The sequence below is a fragment of the Ornithinibacillus gellani genome (genome assembly GCF_003730295.1).
In the GTDB taxonomy this organism is placed as follows: Bacteria; Bacillota; Bacilli; order Bacillales; family Amphibacillaceae; genus Ornithinibacillus_A; species Ornithinibacillus_A gellani.
In genome coordinates this window covers 118,969-145,263 of record NZ_QTSZ01000052.1, presented here as the reverse complement: position 1 = coordinate 145,263, position 26,295 = coordinate 118,969, and the positions used below count along the sequence as shown (strand labels likewise).

At 42.4% G+C, this 26,295-nt stretch carries 25 protein-coding genes and 5 tRNA genes; 27 read left to right on the top strand and 3 right to left on the bottom strand.

The genetic code is table 11. The annotated features are described in order from the left end of the window. Positions 1 to 20: 20 nt before the first annotated feature. The 9 genes from DX933_RS17380 (at position 21) to DX933_RS17340 (ending at position 9,108) form a co-directional block, all read left to right on the top strand. Positions 21 to 956, top strand: a complete 936-nt coding sequence (locus DX933_RS17380; RefSeq protein WP_123317700.1) for an ABC transporter permease — start codon at positions 21 to 23, stop codon at positions 954 to 956. A 15-nt stretch (positions 957 to 971) separates the two neighbouring features. Then, the gene (locus DX933_RS17375) at positions 972 to 1,868 is read left to right on the top strand and encodes a carbohydrate ABC transporter permease (protein WP_123317699.1); all 897 of its coding nucleotides are present in this window, start codon (positions 972 to 974) and stop codon (positions 1,866 to 1,868) included. 35 nt (positions 1,869 to 1,903) lie between these two features. Next, positions 1,904 to 2,518 carry a YesL family protein gene (locus tag DX933_RS17370; protein ID WP_123317698.1) on the top strand — a complete coding sequence of 205 codons (615 nt, stop codon included), beginning with the start codon at positions 1,904 to 1,906 and terminating at the stop codon, positions 2,516 to 2,518. Positions 2,519 to 2,554: 36 nt separating this feature from the next. Further along, complete coding sequence (nagZ, locus tag DX933_RS17365; protein ID WP_223806030.1) at positions 2,555 to 4,159, top strand: beta-N-acetylhexosaminidase; 1,605 nt, start codon at positions 2,555 to 2,557, stop codon at positions 4,157 to 4,159. Positions 4,160 to 4,487: 328 nt separating this feature from the next. Next, positions 4,488 to 5,597: an amidohydrolase/deacetylase family metallohydrolase gene (locus tag DX933_RS17360; protein ID WP_123317696.1), complete on the top strand. Its 1,110-nt coding sequence runs from the start codon at positions 4,488 to 4,490 to the stop codon at positions 5,595 to 5,597. Further along, the gene (locus tag DX933_RS17355; protein WP_397316846.1) at positions 5,563 to 6,657 is read left to right on the top strand and encodes a DgaE family pyridoxal phosphate-dependent ammonia lyase; all 1,095 of its coding nucleotides are present in this window, start codon (positions 5,563 to 5,565) and stop codon (positions 6,655 to 6,657) included. The genes DX933_RS17360 and DX933_RS17355 overlap by 35 nt, the downstream gene beginning before the upstream one ends. A gap of 1 nt (position 6,658) precedes the next feature. Then, on the top strand, positions 6,659 to 7,396 hold the full coding sequence (gene dagF, locus DX933_RS17350) for a 2-dehydro-3-deoxy-phosphogluconate aldolase (protein WP_123317695.1): 738 nt from the start codon (positions 6,659 to 6,661) through the stop codon (positions 7,394 to 7,396). Then, entirely contained in the window at positions 7,386 to 8,396 is a 1,011-nt protein-coding gene (locus DX933_RS17345; RefSeq protein ID WP_123317694.1) for a sugar kinase, read from the top strand. The genes dagF and DX933_RS17345 overlap by 11 nt, the downstream gene beginning before the upstream one ends. A gap of 7 nt (positions 8,397 to 8,403) precedes the next feature. Then, positions 8,404 to 9,108: a GntR family transcriptional regulator gene (locus tag DX933_RS17340; protein ID WP_123317693.1), complete on the top strand. Its 705-nt coding sequence runs from the start codon at positions 8,404 to 8,406 to the stop codon at positions 9,106 to 9,108. A 9-nt stretch (positions 9,109 to 9,117) separates the two neighbouring features. Here DX933_RS17340 and DX933_RS17335 read toward each other — a convergent pair whose 3' ends face one another. Both DX933_RS17335 and fabI read right to left on the bottom strand, forming a co-directional pair. Beyond that, complete coding sequence (locus DX933_RS17335) at positions 9,118 to 9,510, bottom strand: ribonuclease HI family protein (protein ID WP_123317692.1); 393 nt, start codon at positions 9,508 to 9,510, stop codon at positions 9,118 to 9,120. A gap of 86 nt (positions 9,511 to 9,596) precedes the next feature. Further along, entirely contained in the window at positions 9,597 to 10,373 is a 777-nt protein-coding gene (gene fabI, locus DX933_RS17330; RefSeq protein ID WP_123317691.1) for an enoyl-ACP reductase FabI, read from the bottom strand. Between the two features lie 242 nt (positions 10,374 to 10,615). Between fabI and DX933_RS17325 the strand changes: the two genes are divergently transcribed. The 15 genes from DX933_RS17325 (at position 10,616) to rocF (ending at position 23,675) form a co-directional block, all read left to right on the top strand. Continuing rightward, positions 10,616 to 11,644 (top strand): ABC transporter ATP-binding protein, encoded by a 1,029-nt coding sequence (locus DX933_RS17325; protein ID WP_123317690.1) that lies wholly within the window; start codon positions 10,616 to 10,618, stop codon positions 11,642 to 11,644. Continuing rightward, on the top strand, positions 11,610 to 12,578 hold the full coding sequence (locus DX933_RS17320) for an ABC transporter ATP-binding protein (RefSeq protein ID WP_123317718.1): 969 nt from the start codon (positions 11,610 to 11,612) through the stop codon (positions 12,576 to 12,578). The genes DX933_RS17325 and DX933_RS17320 overlap by 35 nt, the downstream gene beginning before the upstream one ends. A gap of 58 nt (positions 12,579 to 12,636) precedes the next feature. Continuing rightward, positions 12,637 to 14,283, top strand: coding sequence for an ABC transporter substrate-binding protein (locus DX933_RS17315; protein ID WP_123317689.1), 1,647 nt, complete (start codon positions 12,637 to 12,639; stop codon positions 14,281 to 14,283). Positions 14,284 to 14,376: 93 nt separating this feature from the next. Further along, positions 14,377 to 15,378, top strand: a complete 1,002-nt coding sequence (locus DX933_RS17310) for an ABC transporter permease (protein ID WP_123317688.1) — start codon at positions 14,377 to 14,379, stop codon at positions 15,376 to 15,378. 80 nt (positions 15,379 to 15,458) lie between these two features. Continuing rightward, positions 15,459 to 16,322, top strand: coding sequence for a nickel transporter permease (gene nikC / locus DX933_RS17305; protein ID WP_123317717.1), 864 nt, complete (start codon positions 15,459 to 15,461; stop codon positions 16,320 to 16,322). A 218-nt stretch (positions 16,323 to 16,540) separates the two neighbouring features. Continuing rightward, a tRNA-Glu gene (locus tag DX933_RS17300) sits at positions 16,541 to 16,612 on the top strand. Between the two features lie 531 nt (positions 16,613 to 17,143). Beyond that, positions 17,144 to 17,219 (top strand) — tRNA-Thr (locus DX933_RS17295). Positions 17,220 to 17,261: 42 nt separating this feature from the next. After that, positions 17,262 to 17,346 (top strand) — tRNA-Tyr (locus tag DX933_RS17290). A 14-nt stretch (positions 17,347 to 17,360) separates the two neighbouring features. After that, positions 17,361 to 17,432 (top strand) — tRNA-Gln (locus DX933_RS17285). A 323-nt stretch (positions 17,433 to 17,755) separates the two neighbouring features. Further along, positions 17,756 to 17,828, top strand: a tRNA-Lys gene (locus DX933_RS17280). 317 nt (positions 17,829 to 18,145) lie between these two features. Continuing rightward, positions 18,146 to 19,435, top strand: a complete 1,290-nt coding sequence (locus tag DX933_RS17275; RefSeq protein WP_123317687.1) for a hydroxymethylglutaryl-CoA reductase, degradative — start codon at positions 18,146 to 18,148, stop codon at positions 19,433 to 19,435. Then, a complete protein-coding gene (mvk, locus tag DX933_RS17270) occupies positions 19,432 to 20,394 on the top strand; it encodes a mevalonate kinase (RefSeq protein WP_123317686.1) in 963 nt (320 codons plus the stop codon). Before DX933_RS17275 ends, mvk begins: the two co-directional genes overlap by 4 nt. Positions 20,395 to 20,513: 119 nt before the next feature. Beyond that, entirely contained in the window at positions 20,514 to 21,500 is a 987-nt protein-coding gene (mvaD, locus tag DX933_RS17265; RefSeq protein WP_123317685.1) for a diphosphomevalonate decarboxylase, read from the top strand. A gap of 69 nt (positions 21,501 to 21,569) precedes the next feature. Then, on the top strand, positions 21,570 to 22,658 hold the full coding sequence (locus DX933_RS17260) for a phosphomevalonate kinase (RefSeq protein ID WP_123317684.1): 1,089 nt from the start codon (positions 21,570 to 21,572) through the stop codon (positions 22,656 to 22,658). A 114-nt stretch (positions 22,659 to 22,772) separates the two neighbouring features. Continuing rightward, the gene (rocF, locus tag DX933_RS17255) at positions 22,773 to 23,675 is read left to right on the top strand and encodes an arginase (RefSeq protein ID WP_123317683.1); all 903 of its coding nucleotides are present in this window, start codon (positions 22,773 to 22,775) and stop codon (positions 23,673 to 23,675) included. Positions 23,676 to 23,786: 111 nt separating this feature from the next. Here rocF and DX933_RS17250 read toward each other — a convergent pair whose 3' ends face one another. Then, on the bottom strand, positions 23,787 to 23,951 hold the full coding sequence (locus DX933_RS17250; protein ID WP_123317682.1) for an aspartyl-phosphate phosphatase Spo0E family protein: 165 nt from the start codon (positions 23,949 to 23,951) through the stop codon (positions 23,787 to 23,789). A gap of 290 nt (positions 23,952 to 24,241) precedes the next feature. Between DX933_RS17250 and sigW the strand changes: the two genes are divergently transcribed. The 3 genes from sigW to DX933_RS17235 all read left to right on the top strand — a co-directional run bounded on the left by sigW (position 24,242) and on the right by DX933_RS17235 (position 26,174). After that, positions 24,242 to 24,805 carry an RNA polymerase sigma factor SigW gene (gene sigW / locus DX933_RS17245; protein ID WP_123317681.1) on the top strand — a complete coding sequence of 188 codons (564 nt, stop codon included), beginning with the start codon at positions 24,242 to 24,244 and terminating at the stop codon, positions 24,803 to 24,805. Positions 24,806 to 24,819: 14 nt separating this feature from the next. Continuing rightward, positions 24,820 to 25,455 carry an anti-sigma-W factor RsiW gene (gene rsiW / locus DX933_RS17240; RefSeq protein ID WP_123317680.1) on the top strand — a complete coding sequence of 212 codons (636 nt, stop codon included), beginning with the start codon at positions 24,820 to 24,822 and terminating at the stop codon, positions 25,453 to 25,455. Positions 25,456 to 25,670: 215 nt separating this feature from the next. After that, positions 25,671 to 26,174 (top strand): hypothetical protein, encoded by a 504-nt coding sequence (locus DX933_RS17235; RefSeq protein WP_123317679.1) that lies wholly within the window; start codon positions 25,671 to 25,673, stop codon positions 26,172 to 26,174. The last annotated feature ends 121 nt before the right edge of the window (positions 26,175 to 26,295 follow it).

Genomic DNA, 26,295 nt, shown 5'->3' with positions numbered 1-26,295 from the left:
AAAAGGAGGTTTACAATTAAATGGAAATACAGCCCCCATTAAAACAAAGCAGAGGCTATAAAATTAAAAAGAAATTTGTAGCCAATTGGCAATTATACTTATTTCTTTTACCTGTTATGACGTATTTCTTTATTTTCCACTATATCCCAATGTATGGTATTCAGATTGCATTTAAAGATTACTTTGCGAACCTTGGTATCTTTGGGAGCCCGTGGGTTGGATTTGAGCATTTTGAACGTTTCTTTAACTCCTATTATTTTTGGAGACTATTAAAGAACACACTAATTCTGAATACTTACATGTTGATTCTATTTCCTTTACCGATCATCTTTGCGCTATCCTTAAACGAACTTCGAAATGGTCCATTTAAAAAGTGGTCACAAACACTTACATATGCTCCACACTTTGTATCTGTTGTTGTCGTTGTTGGGATGCTTGTTGCATTTTTGGATCCGAATACTGGTTTGGTGAATCACTTTGTTCGTTTACTAGGAATGAAGCCGATCCCATTTTTGACAGCACCAGAATGGTTTAGACATATTTTTGTTTGGTCCGGTCAATGGCAATCACTTGGTTGGGGAACAATTATTTATTTAGCTGCACTTGCTGGAGTGAATCCAGAGTTGCATGAAGCGGCTAAGGTTGACGGTGCAACGCGCATGCAACGTATTTTAAAAATCAATCTACCAAGTATCATGCCGACCATTGTCGTGTTGTTTATCTTGAATATCGGTAACTTTATGCAGATTGGTTTTGAAAAGGTTCTATTGATGCAGAACAATTTAAACTCAGAAACCTCTGATATTATTCAGACTTATGTTTATGAAACGGGTATCTTGCAAGGACAGTACAGTTTTGCAGCGGCAATAGGTTTATTTGAATCTATCATCAATATTATTTTACTCGTTACAGTTAACCAGATTGCAAGGAAAGTAAGTGACAACAGTTTATGGTAGGAAGGAGGTTGTGCTGTGTCAAAGTTTCAATTATCGGATAAAGCCTTTGATCGAGTGAATATCATCTTTGTGTCGATTGTTACGCTCATCATTATTTATCCGCTCATATTTGTAATTAGTGCGTCTATCAGTGATCCGCAAGCCGTTAATACAGGGAAAATGTGGCTGTGGCCAGTTGATTTGACCTTTGATGGATTTGTCCGTGTTTTTCAAAATAAAGCCATTTGGGTAGGGTACAAGAATACAATTATCTATACGACAGTTGGGGTATGTATTCATTTGTTTATATTGCTGCCTGCCGCTTATGCGTTATCCCGGAAGGAACTGATGGCTAAAAAGTTTATTCTCTGGTTCATCTTATTTACGATGCTATTTAATGGTGGGTTGGTTCCAACATATTTAGTTGTTCGAAGTGTTGGTATGCTTGATACCATGTGGGCGATTGTAATTCCTGGTGTTGTTGGTGCATGGTCTGTGCTTGTAGCACGTGCGTTTTTCCAGCAGACGATTCCGGATCAGCTTATTGAAGCGTCCAAAATTGATGGTGCCAATGATATTTACTTATTCATGAAGGTTGTGCTGCCATTATCACTTCCGATTATAGCAGTTATGGCTCTGTTTCATGGGGTTGCGCTTTGGAACCAGTATTTCAGTGCCCTCATTTATTTGTCAGATGAAAGTAAGTTTCCATTGCAGTTAATTTTACGGCAAATATTAATCTTAAATGAAGTAAGTGCAGATAGTGCTTCGAATGCTGCGGGTGCAGCACAGTCATTTGCCCAACAAGTAAAAACGGCTTCACTCGTCAAATATGCGGTCATCATCGTTTCAGCGCTGCCGTTATTAATCGTGTATCCATTCTTACAGCGTTTCTTTGTGAAAGGTGTATTAATTGGATCAGTGAAGGAATAAAAACGATGACTGTTTGATCAAGGAGGTGGGAAGACATGTCAGGATTTATTAATGGTTATTATACGTTTTCGGTTTGGATAACCCGGCTCGCATACTTGAATTTCCTTTGGGTAATATTTACCTTGCTTGGATTAGGTCTATTTGGCATCATGCCAGCGACAGTAGCAATGTTTGCAGTTGTGCGGAAATGGAATATGGGAGAAAAGGATATAGCGATCTTTAAATTGTTTTGGCAAACGTATCGACAGGAATTTGTTAAGGCGAACGTGTTTGGGCTAATTTTATTTGGTTTAGGTTATATATTGTCGATTGAATTTCAGATTATTAGTACCCAAACGAGTCTAACTTACTTGATTGTTCGGTTCAGTATTCTAGCGATCGCTTTATTGTATGTGATTATTTTGCTCTATTTTTTCCCGATTTTTGTTCATTTTAATTTAAGAACGCTACATTATTTGAAATGGCCATTTATTATTGGGGTAATCCATCCAATCCTGACAGTTTTCTTATTTATCAGTATCGGTCTGTTGCATTATGTAACGTTTATTACAGTTCCTGCATTACTTTTCTTTTTTGGAGCGAGCGTCACCGCGTTTATCATTATGTGGGGTGTTTCAAAGACATTTTCGAAATATGAAGCAGCTGCTTGATGATGAAACGATGGTTTAAAAATGGGAGGTAAAACGGTGGAAACAACAATCAAACAAAAGGTCGGACAATTTTTTGTGATTGGTTTTGATGGAAAGATCGTTCCGGATGCGGTTCGTGAATTGATACAGGACTACCATGTTGGTGGCATTATATTGTTTGTACGAAATATTGGAACACCGGAAGAAGTGCTTGCACTAACAACGGATTTACAGCGGGAAGCGAAGCGTGCGGGTTATACGCATCCGCTCCTGATTGGGATTGATCAGGAAAATGGTGTAGTGCGTCGCATGGGTGAGGGGACGACTGTTTTTCCGGGAGCGATGGCGCTTGGGGCAGCGGACAGTGTCACCCATGCCTATGACATTGGTTTAGCAACTGGTAAAGAATTACTTGCACTCGGTATTAACTGGAATCTAGCCCCGGTACTCGATGTGAACGTGAACCCGGCTAATCCAGTAATTGGGGTTCGTTCATTTGGTGAATCCCCGGAAAAAGTTGCTAATCTTGGTAAGGCAATGATGCAGGGAATGCAAGCTGCAGGCGTCATTGCCACGCTTAAGCATTTTCCTGGCCATGGGGATACTGCTGTCGATTCTCATTTGGCACTTCCGACTGTGGACCATAGCATGGAACGACTGGAGCAGGTTGAGTTGAAGCCGTTTCGTGCTTGTATGGAGGCGGGAGCGGATATGGTGATGACTGCACATATCCATTTTCCAGCGGTAGAACCTGATGCTGGTAAACCCGCAACCTTATCCAAGCGTGTGATTGACGGTTTACTGAGAGAAAGATTGAATTATCAAGGTGTCGTAACGACCGATTGTATGGAAATGCACGCCATTTCCAAATCGATAGGAACTGAAAAAGGATCGGCAGCTGCATTACAAGCGGGTGCTGATATTGTAATGATTTCCCATACCTTAAAGCTGCAAACAGGTGGATTGGATGAAGCTATTCGTGCTGTCGAAGCGAAGGAATGGAGCGAGGAGGCATTACAGGCTGCCGCTGGACGACTTCAAGCATTAAAGGATAAATTTTTGAACTGGGAACAAATTGCTTTGGATACGGATCCAGTTGTGCCAGACATTGTTGGCAGCGCTCAACATTATGACCTAGCAGAAAGGGTATATCGTGATAGTGCAACCCAAATTGGTAACCCGGATGTTCTGCCATTGGTAAACTCAGATCAGCAAAAGGTGCTCGTCATGGAACCGTCCAATGTTGGGGGTTCTCCGGCCGAGGATAAAACGCATGGCAATATTCAGCTTGGTACATTAATCCAGGCAACATGCGCACAGGCGGAGGTCCAATTTTTACCGGATGATATTTCGGCACCTGCCATGGACGATCTGATCCAGTTGGCGCAGGCGTATGACACGGTCATTGTTGGGACACTCGATTTGGCAGCTCATCCAGACCAACGTGTATTCATTGAAAGACTGGCTGATTTAGATGTTACGGTTGTTGTCGTAGCCATGCGGAGTCCGTATGATGCAGGCGATCTTCCAGCACAGGTGACAGGTATTTGTACGTATGAATTTTCTGAGCAGGCTTTACAGGCTGCTATCGATGCCATCTGGGGAAAGGTGCAGATTGCAGGAAAGCTGCCAGTTACAGTCGGAAAGCAATCCATTCAATAATAGAGGACAGTCCTTTCTTTAGAAATGAAAAGAAAGAAGTAATGGTGTCAAGCCTTATGATAGGGCAAGCGTCAGCACCGTCTGCAAGTTCTTCGGTGGGCAGGGATTCAGCATCGTTTAAGGTATTCGGGAGGGGCGAGCGTCGGCTTAGTCCTAGTCCCATTTCCATTCCCTGGTCTGGAGGTTGAGCGATTATTAACACTGTCCCAATCTAAACGGATGGGTGCTTGCGCATTTGCTGTAAAAATGATTTATAATAGTAGAAAGTTTATTTGATTTGTGGATTGGTTTTGTGTGGAAGAGATGCGGGTTAAAGGAAGTGCTAACGATGACACAAATAATAAAAAACGCGAGGCAAATCAATGGAGAAACTGTTGATATTGCCGTTAAAGATGGAATCATACAAGAGATAACTGAAAAATATGCAGGTGATGGTGTGGAAATTAAACCAGGGGAGGATGTATATATATCCCCCGGTTGGATTGATCTACATACCCATGCATTTCCAAAGTACGAACCGTATTGCGCTGAACCCGACGAAATTGGATTCCGCACAGGTGTAACAACGATTATAGACGCCGGGAGTAGCGGTGCGGATGATATAGATGAATTTTATGAAATAGCCCAGCAGGCAAAAACGCGCGTATTATCTTTATTAAATATCTCACGCAGCGGACTGCGGCATTTAAATGAATTAGCAGATTTATCGACGATATCTTTACCAGCGATAGAAGCAGCAGTTGAGAAACATCCTGATTTTATTGTTGGGTTAAAGGCTAGGATGAGTGCAAGTGTGGTCGAAATGAATGACATTAAGCCTTTGCAGCTTGCTAAGCAATTACGCTTGAAGGAGCCGTTACCAATGATGGTGCATATTGGGAGTGGGCCGCCAGCGATTGGTGAGGTGCTGGATGTGCTGGAGGCGGGCGATGTCGTGACCCATTGTTTTCATCAGAAGCAGGATAATCATATTTTTGCGACGCCTGAAGCGGTGCATCCGGCCTTATTAAGGGCAATGAAGCGTGGGGTACATTTAGATGTCGGTCATGGTACTTCCAGTTTTTCCTTTCCAATTGCGAAACAAGCAAAGGAAGCTGGGATTGCCTTTGATACAATTGGGACAGATATTTATCAGCGGAACCAGTTACATGGACCGGTTTATGATATGGCAACAACATTGACGAAGTTTTTGGCACTCGGACATTCCTTGCAGGAAATCATTTGGGCTGTTACGGGGGCACCGGCTGCTATTATTGGTAGAGATGACTTGGGTGTTTTACGTGAAGGATGCCCAGCTGATGCAACCTTTTTTACAGTAGAGAAAAAGCCAATGCAATTAATGGATTCATATGGACATACAATGGAAAGCCCCTTTTCAATAAAAGTGAAGGCAGTAATGATAGGTGGGGAGTATATTGAACTTGAAACAAGTAATTAACGCAAGTGGCAGAATGAGTATTTTAGGAGTTTCCACACTTTCCGACGTTGTTCTTGACGGTATGGCGTATGGTGGTAAGCATTATTTTGAAATGGAAGATTTGGTAACACAATCCGGTCAAGCTGTGGCAGGAATGCTGGGAACGGAAGCTGCTTTGATTGTCAATTCAGCTTCTGCTGGCATTGCGCTGTCCATCGCAGGTGCGATAGCAAAGGATAAACACCAGTTGGTTGAAAATATATATGCGCCTGCCCCGCAGGTTCAACGGGAAATATTGCTGATGAAGGGACATAATGTGGATTATGGCGCCCCGGTGGAAACCATGATTCGGCTCGGTGGCGGTATTCCGGTAGAAGCAGGCTATGCCAATGGCTGTCGACTTGAGCAATTGGAGCAGTCAATTAGTGAACAGACTGCTGCCGTCTTATTTATTCAATCTCATCATGCCGTACAAAAAAACATGCCGGCATTGGATGATGTTTACGCGTTGTGCCAGAGATACAATGTACCTCTCATTCTTGATGCAGCCGCTGAAGATCATCCACAGTCCTATTCCGAAAGGGCTGATGTTGTTATTTTTAGTGGATCCAAGGCTTTGGAAGGTCCAACGTCTGGTATTTTGGCTGGTAAAAAAACATACGTATCGTATGCAGCACAACATCAAAAGGGAATTGGAAGAGCCATGAAGGTTGGTAAGGAAGCAATCTTTGGTCTGTTGGCAGCGTTGCAACATTATGATGCGCGACCACGACCAGCAAGAGAGCAACAAGAAGAGCTCATGAAGCTACAGGAATTAGAAGCGATTCCAGGTGTTCGGGTGACCATTGAGCAGGATGAGGCGGGCAGGCCGATTTATCGTGGTCGAATCCATGTGGATGAACAAGAAGCTGCTTGCAATGCGCTAACATTAGTTGCAAGATTAAAGGAAGGTAACTTGGCTGTCTATACGAGAGATTACCATGCAAATGAAGGCAGCATTGATTTAGATTTACGTCCGCTCCAAGCTGGAGATTTAGAAAAAATAATTGCCAAAGTAAAGCAGATACTAGGGGGCGCATAAGATGTCGAAAATATCCTTTTATCAAAATCGAATTTGTTTAAATGTGTTAGCGAAGGACCCAGAAAATGCACGTGACATTTATGAAGCGACAGAGGGCCATGTCTTAATTGGTGTTCTATCTAAGCAATTTGCCACTGCTGAGGAAGCACTGCCTGTTCTTGATGCGTACAAGCAGGCAACCAATGATGCGGTATCGATTGGTTTAGGTGCTGGTGACCCAAATCAATGGCGGGCAGTTGTGGAGATTAGTGAGCTAACTGCGCCAGCGCATGTCAATCAAATCTTCTCTAAGGTTGGCGTAACGAGGGAAGCAGTTGGTCAAAATGAATCCTGGATCAATGGACTGGTGCACCCGGCAGGACGTGTTGGTTATGTAAAGGCAGCGATTGGGGACGGGGAACCAATCGAAATGGGAACAGCGGAAGCGATTGATCGTATACGGGCGATGGGCGGAAATGCAGTGAAGTATTTTCCGATGAATGGGTTGGAAACAAAGGAACAATATTTGGATGTGGTTCGTTGTTGTGCGGAAACGGATTTTGCAATTGAGCCTACGGGAGGCTTGGACTTAAGTAACTTCCGTGAAATTGTGGAAATCGCACTTCAGGCGGGTGTGAAGCAGGTTATTCCACATGTTTATTCGTCTATTATCGATAAGGAAACAGGCAAGACGAATATAGAAGACGTCAAGCAACTGTACGAAGTAATGAAAGAATTAGGCGATTCATATGGTGAATAAGGTAAAAGCCTTCGGTGAAGTGATGATGAAGTTGAATGTTCCTGGCTATACGAAGCTGGAGCAGGCAAACCGTCTTGATTTGTCTTTTTCAGGAACTGGTGTTAATGTGCTAGCTGCGATGAGTCGGTTTGGTCATTCGGCTTCCATTATCACCGCCTTACCGGATAATTCCGTTGGGGATGCTGCAGCTGCATACCTGCGTTCACTAGGGATAGCTACGGATGACATACAACATACCGGTGCATATATGGGGATGTATTTTTTGGAAAATGGTTTTGATAGACGTGCTTCTGTCGTTACTTATTCTAATCGAAAGGAAAGTTCTTTTTGTCAGTCAAGTGCAGCAGATTATCCACTTGAGAAGCTGTTGCAGGATACAGCAATGCTTCATTTTTGTGGCATTGGTCTAGCTGTATCTGAGCAAACGAGAGAGCTATTACTAACGGTTGCAAAAATGGCAAAAAAAGCTGGTGTTACCGTTGTATTTGATTGTAATTATCGGGAAAAACTATGGCTTAGTCAGGAAGAACAGGCAAAAGCGACCTACGAGGCAATGCTCGCCCATACAGATATTTGTTTTATGACGGAGCGGGATGCGATTTCTATACTTGGGATGGAGACTGCCGCAACGGATCAAAAAGAGCAGCTTCAGGATTTATTACCGAGTGTAGCAAAACAGTTTGGAATTCAAACGATTGCTGGTACAATAAGACAATCACAGAATGAAAAAAGCAGTATCCAAGGCTTCTTGCTGCAACAGGATCGTCTCGTATTTTCCAAACCGCAGGCGTTCCGGATATTGGAACGAATTGGCGGTGGAGATGGTTTTGCAAGTGGGATTTTGCACGGTTTATTAAGTGACTATTCACTGGAGGATACAGTGGAATTCGCTGCTGCTTCCGGTGCATTAGCCCATATGCTGCCTGGGGATTCTCCAAGAAGCTCAGAGAAAGAGGTTTGGAGGCTTGTAACGCGCAGTGAAATAGAAATGGAAAGGTAGATTGCGGATGAATTTACATTTAAAGCAAGGGCCACTCTATCTTCAGGTAAAGGATATATTAAAGGAACGGATTATTACGGGTCGTTATGCCAAAAATGAATTGATTCCGCCTGAGCCGGAGCTTGAACGTGAATTTGGAGTCAGTAAAATTACAATTCGTAAAGCGGTTGAGCAGTTGGTACAAGAAGGCTATGTAGAAAAACGCAGCGGGATTGGGACAACAGTGCTGGATAATCATGCGGTATCCAAGCTGTCAAAAGGGCAGCGTTTTTCAGAGTACTTGCTTGAAGAAGGGTATATGCTGCAAAAACAATTGATTGATGTATCAATTGTAACTGCAGATCTTCATGCAATTAAAGCCTTTGGTAAGCGTGCTTATTGTATTGAGCGATTGTATACATTGAATGATAAGCCCTATATTCATTTTAAGCATTATATATCCGGGGATATTGACCTACCAAATAATCGGGATTATTTTACACATTCTTTGTATGAAATTTTATATGAACAAGGTGTACGTTTTCATCGATTTAAAGATGAGTTCGGTGTTGCTGTCCCAGATGAAAAGATTGCGGAGCTGCTTCAGATAGAACAGCAACCATTATTACATCGTGAACGATTTTCCTATGACCTTGGTGAGCGTCTGATTGAGTATTCGGTTGCCTTTTATAATACGGCCGTCCACAAATACATCGTAAATTTGAATGTGTAAACACATTCTCTACGATTGTTCGTGGATGGCCTGTTTGGCAAGCTGATCTGCATGCGTATTTTCTTTAGATGGAATCCACTTAATAAAACAGTGCGTAAATAAACCCACTTTCTGCTCGATTGCTTCAAGTAATGGCTGAAAGCTGGGATTTTTTGTTGTTCCTTTATCCATGATATCGACAACGGTTCGTGAATCAGAGCGTATGGAAATAATTTCTCCTGGATAATGCTCCTTACAAATATCAAGTGCTAAGCTTACAGCATTGAATTCTGCCTCATGATTAGACATTTCCTCAAGTGGGATAGCGTGAGAGTGGGTAATTTTTCCCGCTTTAATATAAATTCCTGCACCGCTTTTTCCCGGATTCCCCATTGATGCGCCATCTGTATATACCTCAATCATTATGACTGTCCTCCTCTTGAACCTTCACATGCAAAAAAACCACTGCCTCCGGATGAATTGGGGCAGCGGCTTTGTCCGTTCGTGCGTTACAGTCCCATAATATGGTAGCCTGAATCGACGTGTAATACTTCCCCTGTGACACCTCTTGCTAAATCACTAATGAAAAAGAGTGTTGCATCTCCTACTTGGTCCTGATCAACATTTCGACGTAATGGTGCTTTTTCTTCAATGGTTGCGTTGATATCATTGAAGCCGGAAACACCTTTTGCAGAAAGTGTGCGGATTGGACCAGCTGAAACAGCATTCACGCGGATGCCGTATTTACCAACATCCTCAGCTAAATAGCGGACGCTTGCTTCAAGCGATGCTTTGGCAACGCCCATGACGTTATAATTTTTAATGACCCGTTCTGAGCCTAAGTAAGTCTGGGTAACGATGCTGCCCCCCTCTGTCATCACTTCTTTTGCCGCTTTTGTAACGGCAACAAGGGAATAAGCACTTATTTCCTGGGCCAAAAGGAACCCTTCACGTGATGTATCGGCATATTCGCCTTTCAGTTCATCACGATTTGCGAAAGCAACAGAATGAACAACGCCGTGAATGACGCCAACAGATTCTTTTATTTCCTGAAATGCTGCTGTGATGCTTTCGTCCTGTGCTACGTCACAAGACACAATAAGCTTTGCTTCGATATTATTCTTTTCTAATAGTTTGGATAATTTTTGATAAGAACGTTCTTGTCTATTCGTAAAGATTAAATTAGCGCCGGCATTGTGCAGTGATTTTGTAATGCCCCAAGCGATACTTCGCTCATTGGCAACACCCATGACGACGATGTTCTTTCCTTGCAATAAACCTGACATACGTGCACCTCCATAAAGATTTCAACTTTATTATAACCTAATCCCAACTCCGTGAGAAATAAATTCCCACCCTAATATAGGAATTTAGCCTTTTGTCAATTCAAATGGACTATGTTAACTTTTATCTTAAATATTTGAATTAATGGATATTTTTGAATATTTTAGAGGGTTTCTTCCTTTTTTGTAGAATAACTCAAGTATATTACGGAGGTTTGTTTTCATATGGAATGGAGGGGAATTTGGTGCCGGATATGGTTCTGCGGTTAAAGGATTTGCAAACACATTTCTTTACGGATCATGGTGAGGTCCCCGCGGTGGATCGGGTTAGCTTTTCGGTTGGCAAAGGTGAAGTGGTAGGTATTGTGGGGGAGTCAGGCTGTGGAAAAAGTGTTACCTCCCTTTCCATCATGCAACTCGTCCCAAGTCCACCTGGAAAAATAATTGGTGGAGAAATTCAATTTAAAGGGGAGGATTTGGTTCAGGCAAGCCCCAAACGGATGAAGCAATTACGGGGAAATGAAATTGCAATGATTTTTCAGGAGCCGATGACATCATTAAATCCATTATTTACAATTGGTAATCAGTTACAGGAAGCGATTCGAATTCATCGGAAAGTCACCAAAAAACAGGCGAGAATCCAAGCGATAGATTTGTTAAATCAGGTTGGTATTCCAAGGGCGGAAGCGATCATAGACGAATATCCGCATCAGTTATCAGGTGGTATGCGGCAACGGGTTATGATTGCCATGGCGATGTCCTGTCATCCGGACTTACTTATTGCCGATGAACCGACCACAGCATTAGACGTTACCATTCAGGCGCAAATATTAAGATTGATGAAGCAATTAAATGAGGAAAATAATACAGCCATTTTACTAATTACCCATGATTTGGGCGTTGTGGCAGAGCTTTGCGACCGGGTAGTCGTTATGTATGCTGGACAGGTGGTGGAACGGGGAACGATGCGGGAAATTTTGAAACAACCTAAACATCCGTATACGAAAGGGTTAATTCGCTCGTTACCAAAACTATCGGAACGGGAGCAGAAGCTGTATTCCATTCCCGGCACGGTTCCGCGTCTCGGAGTGGGACAAGTTGGCTGTCGGTTTGCGCCTCGATGTGAGATGGCATTTACCAGGTGCTTTCAAGAGAATCCAGCCTTATATGAGCTGGAAAATGGTCAAACAGCCCGATGCTTTCTATATGACGAAATCGAACGGGAGGGACATCCAGATGGTGGCAAAACCTCTATTGGAAGTAAAGGGACTTAAGAAATACTTCGATGTGAAAGGGGGTGTTTTTGGTCGGAAGGTTGGAGAGGTAAAAGCAGTGGATGATGTCTCGTTTACCGTAATGGAAGGGGAGATTCTGGGTATCGTTGGGGAATCTGGTTGCGGAAAATCGACAACAGGTAAGTCTATTTTACGTCTGATTGAACCAACAGATGGCGAGGTGACCTTTGATGGCCAAAACATTGCCTCGTTGAAGTCCGAACAGCTAAGAAAAATTCGACGCGATATGCAGATTATTTTCCAGGATCCATATGCTTCCCTTAATCCAAGACATACGGTAGAAAAAATCATTTCTGAGCCCTTGCTCATTCATGGAATGAAGCACGCTGCAGAACGTAAAAAACGTGTGCGGGAACTACTGGAGATTGTCGGGTTAAATGCGTATCATGCATCGCGCTATCCACATCAATTTAGTGGGGGACAGCGACAACGAATTGGAATAGCAAGGGCGCTTGCCAATCATCCGAAATTAATTATTTGTGATGAACCAGTTTCAGCATTGGACGTTTCCGTGCAATCGCAAATATTGAATTTAATGGAAGAATTACGTGATGCTTTTCAGCTAACATATATTTTTATTGCCCATGACTTGAGTGTCGTGAAACATATTAGTGACCGGGTAGCCGTGATGTATTTAGGCAGAATGGCAGAGCTGGCGGATAAGGATGTACTTTATGCCGATCCAAAGCATCCTTATACAAAAGCATTGCTGTCAGCAGTACCTATACCAGATCCAGATGAAAAAAAGGAAGCGATTATTCTGGAGGGGGATATTCCAAGTCCGGCAAATCCACCAACAGGATGTGCTTTTCATACGCGGTGTCCTGTCGCGATGTCTGTCTGTAAGGAGGTGCGCCCAACCTTCAAAATGGTAGACCAGGACCATTACGTTGCATGTCATCTTTACGAATAATCAAGGCACCATGAGAATACAATAGCTTGCATTTATGATTAAAAAGGAGGATTTTTTCATGAAGCATAAGTTTTTATTTTTTTATGTGTTTGGCCTTGCGGTGCTGCTCGTATTAGCGGCATGCAATGACAGTAGTAACAATGATGATCCGGCTGCGGAGGCAGAAGGCAATGATGTGGAAGCGGCAGATGGTGGTGTTCTAGTATTTGCCAGGGGTGGAGATTCCGAGAGCTTGGATCCTGGAAGTACAACAGATGGAGAATCGTCTCGGGTTACCAGGCAGATTTTAGAAGGTTTATTGGAGTTTGATAAGGAATCCTTCGATTTAAAGCCTGGCCTGGCTCATGATTGGGACGTATCAGAGGATGGCTTAACGTATACATTCCAGTTGGAGGAAGGGGTCAAGTTCCATGATGGGACAGACTTTAATGCAGAAGCAGTTAAGATCAATTTTGAAAGATGGGCAGATCCCGATCATGAATATGCATTTTCCGATGCGGGCTATGTTTACTCTATGTATGGCACGATGTTTGGTGGCTTTAAAGGTGATGAGGACCATGTGATTGAGGAAATCAATGTGCTTGGTGATCACGAAATTGAGTTTAAATTAAGTCAGCCACTTGGATTTTTCCTGCAGAACATGGGGATGACCTATTTTTCCATTACCTCTCCTAAGGCATTAGAGGAATATGGCGCAGAAATTAATGAACATCCTGTAGGGACAGGGCCTTTCAAATTCGTAAGCTGGCAAAAGGATGATTCCATTGTTGTAGAAAAATTTGAGGATTATCGTAAGGAAGGTTTGCCAAAGCTTGATCAAGTTATTTTTGAGGTCATTCCAGATAACGCTGCTCGCTTAATTGCGCTAAAAGCAGGTGAGATTGACATTATGGATGGCCTGAATCCAGATGATGCTGCGGGTGTTGAGGCAGATGAGAATTTGCAGTTATATACAAGGGCAGAAAATAATTTTGGCTATGTCGGCTTTAACGTGGAGAAAGCACCATTGGATATCAAGGAAGTGCGCCAAGCCATTAACCATGCTATTGATCGTCAAGCTATTGCAGATGCACTTTATGCAGGCTATGCCAATCCTGCCGTGAATCCATTGCCACCAGGTTATTTAGGCTATAACGATGAAGTACCAGGCTATGATTATGACTTAGATAAGGCGAAAGCATTGTTAAAAGAAGCTGGCTTTGAGGATGGTTTGGAAATTGAATTATGGACGATGCCAGTTGCCCGACCGTATATGCCAGACCCGGAAACAGTTTCGCAAATTGTGCAAAATAATCTAGCAGAAGTTGGGATTGATATTAAGATTGTGCGCGAAGAGTGGGCCCCATACTTGGAAAAGACGATGGAAGGCGAGCATCAAATGTATATGCTTGGATGGTCTGGTACAAACGGAGACCCGGATTACTTCCTTAGCAGCTTACTACATGGCAGCAATATAGGCACAAGCAATCGCTCTTTTTATGCAAATGATGAAGTGGATAAATTGCTCGATGCGGCAAAGCTTTCTGTCGATCAGGATGAGCGTGCGGATTTTTATAAGCAGGCACAGGCTTTAATTTCTGAGGATTCGCCAATGGTAACACTCGTTCATTCGACACCAGTCATGGCAACCACGAACCAGGTTAAGAATTATGTGCCACATCCATCAACTAGTGAATCACTGGAAGAAGTCGTTTTAAGCAAATAAATGGTCAGTAGCACTCCGGCCCCCAAATATGGGGCCGGAAGCGCATGGCCGTTATAAAATGGGACGAGTTATTTTTCACGAAAGGGTGAAAGGATGGCAGCATATATATCTAGACGGCTTTTGATGTTGATACCGGTATTAATTGGCATGACATTGATTACTTTTTCCATTGTACATCTGATCCCGGGAAACCCTGCCCAAACCATATTAGGAGAATCCGCTACCGAAACAGCCATCAAAAATCTCGAAGAATCAATGGGACTAAATAAGCCCTATCCCATTCAATATAGCATCTATGTGACTGATTTACTTCAGGGGGACCTTGGTACATCCCTTCGTTCGAAAGCACCCATATCCAAAGAAATTTGGCCTTATATTGCCGCGACTTTTGAGCTGACGTTATTCGCGATGATTTTTGCTGTAGTCATTGGGGTCAATGCTGGAATTATCAGTGCTTGGAAGCAGAACTCCTGGTTTGATTTTTTAGCGATGCTTGTTGCCCTCATTGGTGTTTCTATGCCTATTTTTTGGTTGGCTTTAATGGAACAATGGATTTTTGCGCAAGAGCTTGGATGGTTGCCGGCATATGGCAGACAAAACAATCGGGATCCGATGGAAGCCATTACCCATTTTTATGTACTTGATGCGATGTTGCATTTGGATTTTTCAAGAATCATTGGTATTTTAAAGCATTTAATCTTACCTAGTATTGCCCTCGGCACGATTCCAATGGCCATTATTGCCAGAATGACACGCTCCAGCATGCTTGAAGTGATGAAATCTGATTATATTCGCACCGTCAGGGCAAAAGGAGCGGGACAATTTCTAGTTATTTATAAGCATGCGCTGAAGAATGCGATGATTCCGGTATTAACGGTAATTGGTTTGCAAACAGGAGTCCTGCTTGGTGGCGCCATTCTGACTGAAACTATTTTTAGCTGGCCTGGAATTGGTAGATATATTTATGAAGCAATCAATTATCGTGATTATCCAGTTATTCAATCTGGCATATTGGTTGTTGCATTTATTTTTGTGATCATCAATCTGATTGTTGATTTGCTCTATACATATATTGATCCGCGGGTTAAATATTAGGGGGGATATGGATGAAAATTGACGAAAAAAGCAATTATTCAGAGCAGCTTCAGCCCAACCCCGCCAAAATAGGACAGCAAATGGATCTAAATGAGGTAGAAGCTTTTTCCCCATGGAAGGATACATGGAGGCAGCTACGTAAGAATCGCTTTGCAACAACAGGGGCTATGGTTATTTTGTTTTTTATTTTGCTTGGTTTATTAGCTCCGTTCATTACGGCTTATCCTTATGCAGAACAAAATCTGGTGGAACGATTAAAGCCGCCATCAGCAGAACATTGGCTTGGTACGGATCATTTGGGACGAGATATATTTACGCGGATAGCTTATGGAGCTAGAATCTCGCTGCAGGTTGGTTTTTTTGCTGTAACAGGTGCGCTTGTATTTGGAACACTTCTTGGGGTGATCGCGGGTTACTTTGGGCGTTGGATTGATATGATTATATCGCGTATATTCGATATTTTATTGGCCTTTCCCAGCATTTTACTTGCAATATCTGTTGTTGCGATTTTAGGAGCGTCCTTACAAAATGCATTAATTGCTATTGCGATTATTAATATTCCTATCTTTGGACGACTTGTGCGTTCACGGGTGATAAGTTTACGTGAGGAAGAGTATATCATGGCAGCAAGGGCGCAAGGAATGAAAAATGGCAGAATTCTATTTCATCACATTCTGCCAAACAGTATCGCACCTATTATTGTTCAGTCTACACTTGGATTTGGCACCGCTATTTTGGAAGCAGCAGCACTTGGATTCCTCGGTCTTGGCGCACAGCCGCCAACACCTGAATGGGGAAAGATGCTAGCAGAATCACGTGATTTTATTCAGCTGGCACCGTGGACATTGATTGCACCAGGGATTTCTATTATGCTAGTTGTGCTTGGATTTAATTTAATTGGTGATGGATTACGTGATGCACTGGATCCCAAAATGAAAAACTAAATAAAAAAGATTATATATGATGTAAGTCTGTTCGTAGGCTTGTGAAAAAAGGTATTTCCATCCGGCGATGTACTGGATGGAGATACCTTTTTTGGACCCAAAATAACTTTTGTGGAAAATATTGATTTTTCCCCTTTACAAACATTTAGATACTGTATATAATAAGATTCGTTGGTTTGGAGAGCTTGTACTGTTCAAGTAGCCAGCATCTTGTGTATGGCCCGTTGGTCAAGCGGTTAAGACACCGCCCTTTCACGGCGGTAACACGGGTTCGAATCCCGTACGGGTCATCTTTTTTTACTTTTAAGGGCTATTTTAAAAGATACAATGCTGTACAACAAGGTGAAAATGTTAACTACATTTCCCTTCTTACAACAAGCCGGCCTAGCTCAATTGGTAGAGCAACGAGCACCGCTTCTGCCGAATAAGCTACGAGTAACCCCGAAGCATTCACATCCTGAATAAGCTGGAAGATGCAGGGGTCGATACGGCGAAAACTTTAATGAACAATAAACTTTTATATCAAGCCGGCCTAGCTCAACTGGTAGAGCAACGAGCACCGCTTCTGCCGAATAAGCTACGAGTAACCCCGAAGCATTCACATCCTGAATAAGCTGGAAGATGCAGGGGTCGATACGGCGAAAACTTTAATGAACAATAAACTTTTATATCAAGCCGGCCTAGCTCAACTGGTAGAGCAACGAGCACCGCTTCTGCCGAATAAGCTACGAGTAACCCCGAAGTATTCACATCCTGAATAAGCTGGAAGATGCAGGGGTCAATCGGCGAAAAGCTTTAATCAATAATAACTTTTATATCAAGCCGGCCTAGCTCAATTGGTAGAGCAACTGACTTGTAATCAGTAGGTTGGGGGTTCAAGTCCTCTGGCCGGCACCATTTTGTGTGTATGTTTTCAACAGAATAGTGAAAAATAGATACGGAGGGGTAGCGAAGTGGCTAAACGCGGCGGACTGTAAATCCGCTCCCTCAGGGTTCGGCAGTTCGAATCTGCCCCCCTCCACCATACTATTTTTTTATTGGGCTATAGCCAAGCGGTAAGGCAACGGGTTTTGGTCCCGTCATTCCTAGGTTCGAATCCTAGTAGCCCAGTTTTTTTGTTGCCAAAATTAGGAAAACCTACGTTTATAAAAATAACGATAGGGTACAACTAACAATAAACAAAATATGAGCCATTAGCTCAGTCGGTAGAGCAAGCCGCAAGCATCATTGGATAATCATCCATGTGCAGGCTTGTGAGGAGTGCGTCATCATCGAATATACTTGCAACACGACGAACAACGAATTTCGATAGGGCAATACATCCACCGAATAAGCTACGAGTAACCCCGAAGCATTCGCATCCTGAATAATCTATAAGATGCAGGGGTCAACAAAATGAATGTTCTAATAAGATCAGAAATACTAAATCTTATGAGCCATTAGCTCAGTCGGTAGAGCATCTGACTTTTAATCAGAGGGTCACAGGTTCGAATCCTGTATGGCTCATCCTTTTACAAGAATTTGCATAGAAACTATTTTTATGGAAATGTAGATAAACAAGGCTGTTGGATTTTTATCATACAGCCTTGTTTATTTGCATTTTTGAGTGTTTTTCACCATAATAGATAGAGTAATTTAATTAAAATCGATACTTGTGTGCGTGGATGAAAATCCATGATGCAGGAAGTCGATATTTATATTATAATTTATATGATGCCTTACACATAAAAGGTACACGAAACTTTCTATCTAAACAAAAAAGGTCATCTATTTAATATATGAAAATGCAGGATTTACTATGAAATGCAAAAGGATGATACAGTATGAAGTCTTCTAGAATTCCTGGCTTCTATAAAAAAAGCGTTGATGAACGGAAAGCATGGTTGCGGGAGCAGGAAATATTTTCTGCGGATGATTTAAACAGTTTATCTCCTCAGCATGCTTTGCCGATTGCAACAGCGGATAATATGATTGAGAATGTAATTGGTACTTTTCCTTTACCGTTAGGTTTAGGTTTAAACTTTTTAATTAATAATAAAGAATATATCATACCAATGGTGGTGGAAGAACCATCTGTTGTGGCTTCTGCCAGCTATATCGCAAAAATTGTTCGCGATGCAGGTGGTTTCAAAACAGAGGCATCTGATCGAGTAATGATTGGACAAATTCAGGTCGTTGGTTGTGATGACTTTAAAGCTGCAAAGGAAGCTTTGCTTGCTGAAAAGGAGCAATTGATTGAGTCAGCCAATGCTGCGTACCCGAGCTTAGTAGCAAGGGGTGGCGGGGCAGAGGATATGGAAGTTCGTATTTTAAATGAATCGGCGGACTCCGCATATTCCAAAATGTTGGTTGTTCATTTATTTATTAATACTTGTGATGCAATGGGTGCCAACATTATTAATACGATGGTGGAATCTCTTGCGCCGACAGTGGAAGAAATAACAAACGGCAAAGTTTATTTGCGAATTTTATCAAATTTTGCAGATCGTTGTGTTGCAAAAGCTACTTGTGTGATTCCGCCAAAACTGCTTGCTAGTGATGGTTTCACAGGTGAAGAAGTTCGAGATGGTGTTGTGTCAGCTTATGAATTTGCTGCATCTGATCCGTATCGGGCGGTCACACATAATAAAGGAATTATGAATGGGATTGATCCAGTCGTCATTGCAACTGGAAATGATTGGCGTGCTGTGGAGGCAGGAGCTCATGCTTATGCCGCAAAAGATGGGCATTATGGATCAATGACTAAATGGTATGTTGATGAAGATGGAAATTTAGTTGGAGAATTGGAACTTCCTATGTCAGTTGGCACAGTTGGTGGCTCGATTCGTGTACATCCTGTTTCTAAATTGGCACATAAGCTATTGGGGACGGCATCTGCGCAGGAACTGGCTCAAATTATCGTATCAGTTGGGTTGGCACAAAACCTCGGAGCATTAAAAGCGCTCGTTACAGATGGTATCCAAAAAGGCCATATGGCGCTACATTCCCGCTCCGTTGCCATTGCTGCTGGTGCGACAGGGGAGATGGTTGATGTGATTGCTGAACAATTAGTAAAATCAAAGGAAATCCGTGTTGGAAAAGCTAAAGAATTGGTGGATAGTTATATAAAATGAGTGCAGAAAAAGCAACAACTTCAGAAAAAACAGCTATAGGTGTAGCTCATAGTAAACTAATTTTAATCGGAGAGCATGCGGTTGTACACGGACAGCCTGCAATAGCCATCCCATTTCCATTAGTTGGCGTTGAATCTATTATTGAATACGTGCCAGGTTCCATTAAAATCGATAGCACATTTTATCATGGACCGATTGATTCTGTGCCTGCTTCTTTACGCGGTATTGCCGATAGTATTTTAGCAACCTTGGATTATTTACAATTGCCGAAGCGTGATTTGCTGATTCAAATTAATTCATCTATCCCACCAGGGAAAGGGTTAGGATCGAGCGCATCTGTCGCTATTGCAGTTGTGAAATCCTTGTTTGCCTACGCGGATCGGGAGCATTTAGCTGATGAAGTGCTCGAACTCGCTAATATCGCTGAGACCTTTGCGCATGGTGCGCCAAGTGGTATCGATACGTTAACGATTACGTCTGAGTGTCCAGTTTGGTTTGAAAAGGAACATCCAACTTGCTTCATCCAGCCGAATGACGATTTTCATTTTATTGTCGCAGATTCAGGACGTGTTGGGGATACGAGGTCTGCGGTGGAATCTGTCGCTAACTTATTTAAGTCAGCGCCGAAAAAAATTCAACAACAATTGGACCGAATTGGTGAGCTTACTTATCAAGCGAAAGATGCTTTGGAAAAGGCTGGTAAACAGGTGCTCGGTAAAATGTTAGATGAGGCACAAAAAGAATTAGAAGCACTCGGTGTAAGTGATGCTGCGTTAAATCGACTTATTTATTTCGCCCGTCAGGAAGGCGCATTAGGTGCCAAGCTAACAGGTGGCGGAAATGGTGGATGCATCATTGCCCTTGCGCAAAATGAAGTGCATTCTAGACAGCTAGCCGATAAATTGAAGAAATTCGGTGCGCACGCTGTATGGCCGTTTGTTTTGAAAAAGAAAAATTAAGCGAAAAAAGGATATTCCAATGGTATATCCTTTTTTTCACTGATTAAATATAAAAAAGTGAGATATGAGAGCTGCCAAATGGGCAGCCATACATATATGATGGATAGAGGAGACATATGATGAAGGCGACTGCAAAAGCTCATACCAATATTGCATTGATTAAATATTGGGGGAAACGTGATGAGACGCTTATTTTACCGACAAACAACAGCCTTTCTTTAACATTAGATGGCTTTTATACGACAACAACGGTTCAATTTCGTGAAGAACTGACAGAGGATGTCTTTTTTTTGAATGATGAACGAATCCTTGACGAACCATATCGGCGTGTTTCAGCATTTCTCGATCTCATTCGCAAAATGGCATTACGTGAAGGTTCATATGCAGAAATTCATTCTAATAATGCCGTTCCGACTGCAGCTGGCTTTGCTTCTTCTGCTTCTGGTTTTGCTGCACTTGCCGCGGCAGGGTCACGTGCGATTGGTTTGAAGTTAAGCGAGGAAGAGCTGTCACGATTAACGAGACAGGGTTCAGGTTCAGCTTGCCGCTCCATTTATGGCGGTTTTGCAGAATGGCAGATGGGAAATGAAATAGATGGTTCCGATTCCTATGCAGTTCCCATTGCACCACAGGAACATTGGGATGTTCGGGTTGCAGCGGTTGTTCTGTCAGATGTGGCAAAGGATGTGTCTAGTCGTGCAGGGATGAAGCGGACAGTGGATACTTCCGTTTTCTTTGATAGCTGGGTGAACAGTATTCCTGCTGACTTAAATGAAATAAAAGCTGGAATTATGAGCCGTGATTTTACAAAAGTTGGCCAGACTGCGGAAGCAAATTGTTTAAAAATGCATGCGACAACCCTTGGTGCAGCTCCACCATTTACCTATTGGCAAGACTCTACTTTTACTGTTATGCAAACCGTTCGTGAACTACGTCAACAGGGAATCCCTGCCTACTTTACAATAGATGCAGGGCCAAATGTGAAGGTTTTATATTTACCGGAAAATGAGCAGCAGGTTCAGGAGACTTTACGTCAAGTCCCTGGTGTGGCAGATGTGATTCTTAGCCGCGCAGGCCAAGGCATATCTTACCTGGATGAAGCTTAACAGGATAGAGGCGAAATGATGAGCTGCTTCATAGTTCATCGTTTTGCTGTTTAATGGGGGTAATAAATGATGTCCGCACAAACGTCAATTACTGTAAAAGCACCTGGCAAGTTAATGATTGCCGGAGAATACGCGGTATTAGAGGCCCATCATGTACTCGCTGTGATGGCGGTGGATCGCTTTGTCTATGCAACCATTGAAGATAGTGAAAAGCAAGCTTTGACATTAACAGATCTTGGATTACAGGAGCTATCCTGGTCCTACCAAAAAGGACAGGTTCATATTTATCGCGATGATTCACGCGTGCAGTTTGTCCAACAGGCCATGTCTGTGGTCTGCCGTTACTTAGAGGAGCAATCTCATGATTGGGGAAGCTTCACCTTATCCATTCAAAGTGAGCTGGATGATGTATCAGGAAGAAAATATGGGCTAGGCTCCAGTGCAGCTGTAACAGTTGCCGTCGTGTCTGCCATACTTGAATATGTGTTACCAGAAAAGCCAAAAGCAGAATTGGTATTTAAATTGGCTGCTACTGCACATGTGTTAGTCCAAGGAAGCGGTTCAGGTGCAGATGTTGCAGCGTCCGCCTATGGTGGTGTGCTACGATATGTATCGTTTCAGGCAGACTGGCTACTTGCTGCTTGGGAAGAGAACACCAGTATAACAGCACTTGTGCATGGTGATTGGCCATATTTGCAGCTAACGCCTGTTACCATACCAGATTCAATTGCAGTTCGGATTGGTTGGACAGGCAAGCCGGCCTCCACAACGAATTTAGTAGGACAGATCCAACAAATGAAGCGGGATAAACCAGCTCGATTTGCTGCGTTTATAAAGCAAAGTGATTTGGCGGTTGCACATATATTTGAGGGGATTCAAGCTGCTGATTGGGAGCTTATTTTTCAAGGTGTCAAACAGAATCGTATGGCTTTAGCAACCTTGGGTGAGGATGCCGACGTTCCATTAGAAACCCCGTTACTTGCAACGCTTTGTGATGCGGCAGAACAACTAGGTGGTGCTGGTAAGCAGTCTGGTGCTGGAGGTGGGGACTGTGGTATTGCCTTTATGCCTTCCGTGGAAACTGCGAAGCAATTAACAAATGTATGGCTTGAGGCAGGCATTCAACCACTGGACCTGCAAATTTATCATCGAAAATAGGCCATGAATGGTTTAGGATGATACAGCTTACATAAGTGTATAATTATACAAAAAGATGTCGAGTTGAGCCATCTATCCCTTATTAGGTAAAATAGCGGCAGGGAGGGGTAGATTATGAATCAACGTATTTCAATCATCGGTGTACCAATGGACTTGGGGCAGAGTCGCAGAGGTGTGGATATGGGTCCAAGCGCAATCCGATACGCTGGGGCAATGGAAAAGCTTGAGGAGCTTGGATTTACGGTTCAGGATTTAGGTGATATTACGATTCATCGCCCGAATACAGATGGTGGTAAGGATATTGGTAAGCTGAAGAATGTAAAACAAGTGGTTGAAGCAAATGAAACATTAGCTCAATTGGTGGATGCAGAAGTGGAAAAAGGTCGCTTACCACTTATATTGGGTGGAGATCATAGTATTGCTATGGGAAGTCTTGCGGGTATTTCCAAGCATTATCGAGAGCTTGGTGTTATTTGGTATGATGCACATGGCGATTTAAACACTGGAGAAACATCTCCTTCTGGAAATATACATGGTATGCCGCTCGCTGCGAGTTTAGGGATTGGTGATGAAGTATTAACTTCAATTTACGGCTATGCTCCAAAAGTGAAGCCGGAAAATATCGTTATTATTGGTGCTCGATCATTGGATCCTGGGGAAAAAGAATTAATTCGTGATAAAGGAATTCGGGTTTATACGATGCATGAGGTTGATCGAATGGGTATGTCGAAGGTTGTCGAAGAATCGGTTGCTTATTTAAAGGACCGTACAGACGGTGTTCATCTAAGTCTTGATTTGGATGGCTTGGATCCAACTGAGGCACCAGGTGTAGGTACGCCTGTACGTGGAGGTTTGACATATCGGGAAAGCCATTTGGCAATGGAAATGTTTTCGGAAGCCGACTTGATTACATCGGTTGAATTTGTTGAAGTAAACCCAATATTAGATGACAAAAATAAAACAGCCTCTATCGCTGTTGGTCTACTAGGTTCCTTATTCGGTGAAAAATTAAAGTGAAAAAAATGTGAAATAGAAAAAAGACATTAATTTTCTTGCGGAAAGTTGATGTCTTCTTTTCCATTCAATCTTGATTTTTACATATATGATAAAACGTGATGTCCAATTTAATTATGCCTTCGTTCTTGAACCGAAATGTTGACGTTGGTATGTTACGAGTAGGTGGTCCAGCTTCTTGCTTGATTGCACAACTATGTCGGAGGTCAGTCCATGGGCAACCCCAAGCTCAATCATTTCTTTACGGCATTGTTCTATTTCCTGTAATAATTTAACCATGCTATTGTCCTCCCATCCAGTATACTATACTATGTAATTATCTAGTTTTTTGCAAGTGTAAATTTTCGCGCGAATTACCTCGATAAATTGGGTATGGCAATAAAGTAAGATTACAGTCCATTTCATCCTATTTTTTTCCTAAGTAGATGCGAATTATTCTGTTTGCTTCCACATATTAGGAGGGCTGAAATGGATTGAATAGTGCAAAGATAAAAACTTTGAATTTAAATGAAACCTTTTGAGGCGGTTAATCGTTATAATAGTACCGCATATTAGCGGAGGTACAAATCATGGATGTTGTGATAAGAGATAAAATTAAACAAGTAAAAAAAGGGGATCAGGCTGCATACGAGGATGTGGTCCTATTTTTTCAAAACAAGATTTATCAGCATTGCTTTCGAATGTTAGGTAATGCGCACGAGGCGGAGGATATCGCACAGGAAGCATTTATTCGTGCATATGTAAATATCCACTCCTATGACGAAAACCGTAAATTTTCCACATGGTTGTATCGAATCGCAACGAACTTGTCCATAGACAGAATGCGAAAACGAAAACCAGACTTTCATTTAGATGCGGAAATTGCCGGTACGGATGGGTTGGATATGTACTCACAACTAGCAACGGATGAAAAGCTACCTGAAGAGGAAGTACAAAGCATGGAGTTGCAAAGCTATATTCAACACGAAATCAACGAATTGCCAGCTATCTATCGAACGATTATTATGCTACGCTATTTGGAAGAATTTTCTCTTCAGGAAATTAGTGAAATACTGGATATTCCATTAGGAACGGTCAAAACCAGAATTCACAGAGGAAGAGAAGCTTTGCGTAAAAAGCTTCGTCACGTGTAAAGGAGTGATCCACTTTGGATTGTAAAAAAGATGTTATACCATTGATGCATCATTTTTTGGATGGAGATATATCACGGGAAGATGAAACCAAACTGCGAAAGCATTTGGAACAATGCTCAGATTGTCAAAAGCACTTTCATGAGCTGAAGCGAACCATTTCATGGATCAAGAATGCAGAACCAGTGATGGCACCTGTCGATTTTACGCAGCAGGTGATGCAAAAACTTCCTACTGAAAAGAAACATGTTAAATATATGCGCTGGTTTAAAATGCACCCAGTCATTACAGCAGCTGCCATCTTTTTTATCCTCATGTTGAGTGGGGCATTTTCTGCATGGCAGCAGGATAGTAAGCTGACTGTGTCGAAACAGGATGATCTCATTATCCAAGGCGATACCGTTATTGTCCCAGAGGGTGTGACGGTAGATGGAGACTTGGTAGTGAAGAACGGAAACTTAAAAATTGAAGGTACGGTGGATGGCAACGTTACCTTGATTAATGGGAAGCTGATTCAAGATCAACTGAATGGGGAAGGATTAATGGCTTCTGTTGGTGAAGTGAATGGTGAATTTAAAAAGGTTGATCAGGTCTTCGAGTGGATATGGTTTAATCTGCAAAATTTATTTAGGGGTGTTTTTAGCTTTGAATAAAGTGAAACTTCAATCAGGGGTGAACTTGCCCCACTGATTGTTAGTTGAACCAATCAGGCCTTTACTGGCTGTTGATACCCCCATTATTCTTGTAATCAACAAAAACGCTTGTAGCGGGGGTTTTTACAGCCAGTTAATCTGTGGTAAATATGACCTCCCTTTATGAACAGAAGTTGATTGCTGGCAGGTAAGTATGCTAAGGGAGGGGTTATTGGATGAAAAAAATTATTGCTGTTGTAGCAGTTGTCCTTGTTTTTGGTGGGATAATGCTTTATTTTTCTGGAGAAGGAAAGCGAAATATAAAGCAAGCGATGGCTGTAGGCGAGAAATATAAGCAAGCGGTCTATACAATGAAATATGCGGATATCCCTCAAAACATGGCGGAGTGGGATCCTTTTTTGGAAAAACGTGCGGAGAAATTTGCGACAAGAGATGAACTGGATGAACAGATGTTGATCATGCGCCAACACGGATTGCAATTAGCCCTCGTTCATGAAGTAGATGTCGAACTGGTTGATATTGCTTTTGAATTGTTGGATCTACCCGATAATACGAAGGACAAACTAAATTTCCAATATACGATGGATATCGCCTTGAAGCATGGGGAAGAAACTGTCACTGAAATATCGGTGGATGGTAGGATGCGTATTGAAAAAGTTGATTCCGGCTGGAAGGTTGCTTGGAGTAAAGATGACTTACCAACGGAAAGTTCATTATAAAGTGAAACTTCAATCAGTGGGGTTTCTGCTCTTCCCCCACTTACAATGCTTGTGATCAACAAAAGTTCTTGAAGTGAGGGAATTATAGCCAGTTGATCTGTGATAAAGTACCCTTTAATAT